Below are 3277 nucleotides of genomic sequence, written 5' to 3'. Positions count from 1 at the left end.
CTCCGGTGAGACGTTACGGCTGGTCGCGTTTCGCCGAGACCGGTGGCGATGTGCACGCCACGATCGCGCGGAAGAAGCGCGACCTCCCACCAGTGCCCTCGCCGGTGACCGGCGAGTCGAAGCCCGGCTGATCGCGATGGCGTGCTCACAGCCACCAGGGGCCATACCCGGTGGTCGCTGCGGCTGCTGGAGAAAACATGTCGCGCTGGCCGAGGACATCCCCGATCTGGACCACTCCACCATCGGGCGGGTCTTAAAAAAACGGAACTGCGCCCTCACCTGAGAAAGTGCTGGACCATCCCACCCCGGGCGAACGCGGAGTTCGCGGCCCGGATGGAAGACGTGCTGGCCGTCTATGCCCGGCCCTACGACCCGGCACGTCCGGTGGTGTGCATGGACGAGAAGCCCTACCAGCCTCGGCGATGCCCGCGACCCACTCCCGCCCGCCCTGGTCACGACGCCCGCCAGGACAGCGAGTACATCCGCTGCGGCACGTCCTCGATCTTCGTGTGGGTCGAACCCCTGCGCGGGTGGCGTCGCGTTCAGGCACTGTCCCGGCGGACCCGGATCGACTGGGCCGGCCAGGTCAAACAGTTACTGAGCGTGGACTACCCCGACGCCGAGACCGTGGTGCTGGTGATGGACAACCTCAACACCCACAACATCGCCTCGTTGTACGAGGCGTTCGAACCCGAAGAGGCATTCGCCCTGGCCCAACGCCTCGAAGATCCACCACACGCCCAAGCACGGGTCATGGCTCAACATCGCCGAGATCGAACTCTCCGCACTGACCCGGCAATGCCTCGACCGCCGGATCAGCGACCTCGACACCCTCAACACCGAACTCTCAGCCTGGCAGAACGCCACCAACACCGACCAGCGTCAGGTGAACTGGCAGTTCACCACCCACGACGCACGCATCAAACTGCGCCACCTCTATCCCAAAAACTAGCCGCGACAGTCTACTAGTGCCGCGTCAGGCAACGTTTGCCCTGTCGACGACGGCGCGGAGGTGCTGGTCGTTGGCATGCCGGTTTCGCCAGATGATGTAGCGGCGGATCATGCTGCCCTGTTCCTTGTGGTCGGCGTGGTCGGTGCCGTCGAGGGTGAAATACCGCAGGGCGGTGAACTGGGCCTCGATCCGGTTCAGCCAGGAGCTGTTGGTGGGGGTGTAGGCGATCTCGACGTTGTTCGCCGCTGCCCAGGTGCCGACGCGCTGACATTTCTTCGTTGTCAGGTGCGGGGAGAAGTTGTCACAGACGATCGCGATACGGACGTCGGGCGGGTAGAGGCTGCGCAGGTAGCGGCAGAACTCCAGGAACTGCGTGCGTTTCTTGATGGGCTTGATGTGCCCGTAGAGCCTGTTCTTCGTCAGGTCCAGGGCCGCGAACAGGTGACGTATTCCGCCGTAGCGGTTGTAGGTCGCCCGGCGCCGCCGGCGTGGCTCGCGAGCGGGGTTTTTGTGCTTGCCTCCGCGTTCGGCCCATTGCCGTCCGGGGTGGGGCATCAGGTTGAGCGGCCCGAACTCGTCCATGCAGAAGACGGCTTCGGGCTCTCCCTCTTCGGGTATGACCTCGCCGTCGGCGATAGCGTAGAGGTGTTCGACGCGGGCCTTCTTGGCCGAGTAGTCGGGATCGCGGGAGGTCTTCCAGGTCTTCAGGCGTTGAAAGGAGACGCCTTCCTCGCGGAGCAGGATGCGCAGGCCCTCGTGGCTGATGTCGTCGACCACCCCCTCGGCGACCAGGAAGTCCGCCAGCTTCGTCAGACTCCAGGCGGAAAACGGCAGGTCGTGCTCGGTCGGCTTGGACTTGGCGATCTTCTTGATCTCGCGGCGCTCGGGCAGCGTGAACGTCTTCGGGCGCCCGCCCTTGTACTTCGGGTAGAGCGAGTTGAAGCCGTCAGTGTTGAAGTTGTGGATCACATCGCGGACCCGGTCGGCGCTGGTGAACGTGACCTCGGCGATCTTCGCCACCGGCATACCCTGAGCGGCCAGCAGGACCACCTGGGCCGCCGCCAGGTCACCACCGACCCGGTGCCCCTGCGGATGATCCGCAGCAGCCGCCGCCCCTCGTCATCGTCGATCTCACGCACGCGTACTCGCTCTGCCACCAAGACAGGGTGCCAGTCACGCGCCGCCAGAACCCTCATTTCCTGCCCCTTGATCGGCAGCGGATGCCGCCCCTGCGACTGTCCATATCGCCATGCCCCATAGGGAGAGCGCAGAAATAAGGCCCACCACGAGGCGAACGCTCTCGTCCGGGCCGTTCGTGAGCCAGACGGTCATGCCCGTCGCCCCGGAAGCGATCAACAGGGCCGCCGGTATTCGCAGTCGGGGCTGCTCGAACACCGCCGCCAACGGCAGGAAGTGGAGCCCGACGACAACCGCGATCAGCGGGGGAATGAGCACCGGCACCCCGACGTGACGGCAGACTGCGGCGATGGCGATGATCAGCAGCCACTGGAGCCCGTTGATCTGGTTGAACCGCCGACGTCGGTCAACGGGAAACGGTCCCCCTGCCGACGAGGGAAGGAAACGGCGTGCGGCGAGCATCAGCCCCACCATGACGGCACAGCCGACTACGGCCAGGACCTGCTGCATCAACCCGTCGAATGCACTCGAGCCCAGCAGCCACCAGCCGAGCCCGAACAACGCGAGGAACCCCACCCCTGACTTGAACATGATCGAGACCCTAGGCGGAAGAGCAGCCCGCCGGTCCGGATTCTCAACTTAGCGCGGGCCGTGTTGACCGACGTCCTCAACCGCCGCCGGTGCTGCGGTCGCGGGTGAGTGGGAGTGAGTGTGGGGGGGTGGTGTCGTGTCGGGCACCTTGTTTGTGGGGTTGGCTCAAGTGGCGAACTGAAGTGCGTCGCTCTCGGCCATCGCGATCCTGTCTTCAAGGACGGTCATCGTGGCGCTCCTCCCCGGCCGCCCCTCGACCGAGGACGGCCGCGCAGTACAACGATACGCACGGTGACGAGGACGCGACGGACGAACGGGGCGCGGAGGCTACGGCTCCTCGTAGGGGCCTCCGAGCCCCCACGCCTCGTGCATCGCGTTCGCGAAGGTCGCCGCCAGCTTGTGTTCGCCGGAGGCGTTGGGGTGGGTGCCGTCGTAGGTGTCCCAGTGGATGTCGTACGACGAGGGCGGGGAGGCCAGCAGGAGAGGCGAGCGGGGTTCGTCGAGGTCGGCGGCCGTCTTGGCGAGGAGCCTCGTTGAAGCGGGTGACCTGGGCGGCGAAGAGGGCGTCGGACTCGGCGCGGATGTTCGGGGTGACCG

General features: G+C 66.0%; 3 protein-coding genes and 2 pseudogenes. 2 read left to right on the top strand and 3 right to left on the bottom strand.

Annotation, left to right across the window (positions count from 1 at the left end; genetic code table 11):
- Window positions 1-136 precede the first annotated feature (136 nt).
- A complete protein-coding gene (locus E4N62_RS47725; protein ID WP_230224790.1) occupies window positions 137-283 on the top strand; it encodes a hypothetical protein in 147 nt (48 codons plus the stop codon).
- Between the two features lie 50 nt (window positions 284-333).
- Window positions 334-969, top strand: a complete 636-nt coding sequence (locus tag E4N62_RS47720) for a transposase (protein WP_230224789.1) — start codon at window positions 334-336, stop codon at window positions 967-969.
- Between the two features lie 7 nt (window positions 970-976).
- On the opposite strand, the pseudogene E4N62_RS47715 reads toward E4N62_RS47720, so the two are convergent.
- From E4N62_RS47715 to E4N62_RS47705, 3 genes and pseudogenes are all read right to left on the bottom strand, one after another.
- A pseudogene (locus E4N62_RS47715) lies at window positions 977-2109 on the bottom strand (IS630 family transposase).
- Window positions 2110-2125: 16 nt separating this feature from the next.
- On the bottom strand, window positions 2126-2680 hold the full coding sequence (locus E4N62_RS47710; protein WP_230211862.1) for a hypothetical protein: 555 nt from the start codon (window positions 2678-2680) through the stop codon (window positions 2126-2128).
- A 327-nt stretch (window positions 2681-3007) separates the two neighbouring features.
- Window positions 3008-3277 (bottom strand): annotated as a pseudogene (locus E4N62_RS47705) (hypothetical protein); the annotation flags it as partial.

The sequence above is a fragment of the Streptomyces sp. MNU76 genome, assembly GCF_020982545.1.
Taxonomy (GTDB): Bacteria; Actinomycetota; Actinomycetes; order Streptomycetales; family Streptomycetaceae; genus Streptomyces.
This window is presented reverse-complemented; position numbering and strand designations above follow the sequence as displayed.

Excerpts from the sequence above, each read along its gene's own strand:
- E4N62_RS47725 (WP_230224790.1), top strand. The coding sequence starts at position 137 with ATGGCGTGCTCACAGCCACCAGGGGCCATACCCGGTGGTCGCTGCGGC.
- E4N62_RS47710 (WP_230211862.1), bottom strand. The coding sequence starts at position 2,680 with ATGTTCAAGTCAGGGGTGGGGTTCCTCGCGTTGTTCGGGCTCGGCTGG.
- E4N62_RS47720 (WP_230224789.1), top strand. The coding sequence starts at position 334 with ATGGAAGACGTGCTGGCCGTCTATGCCCGGCCCTACGACCCGGCACGT.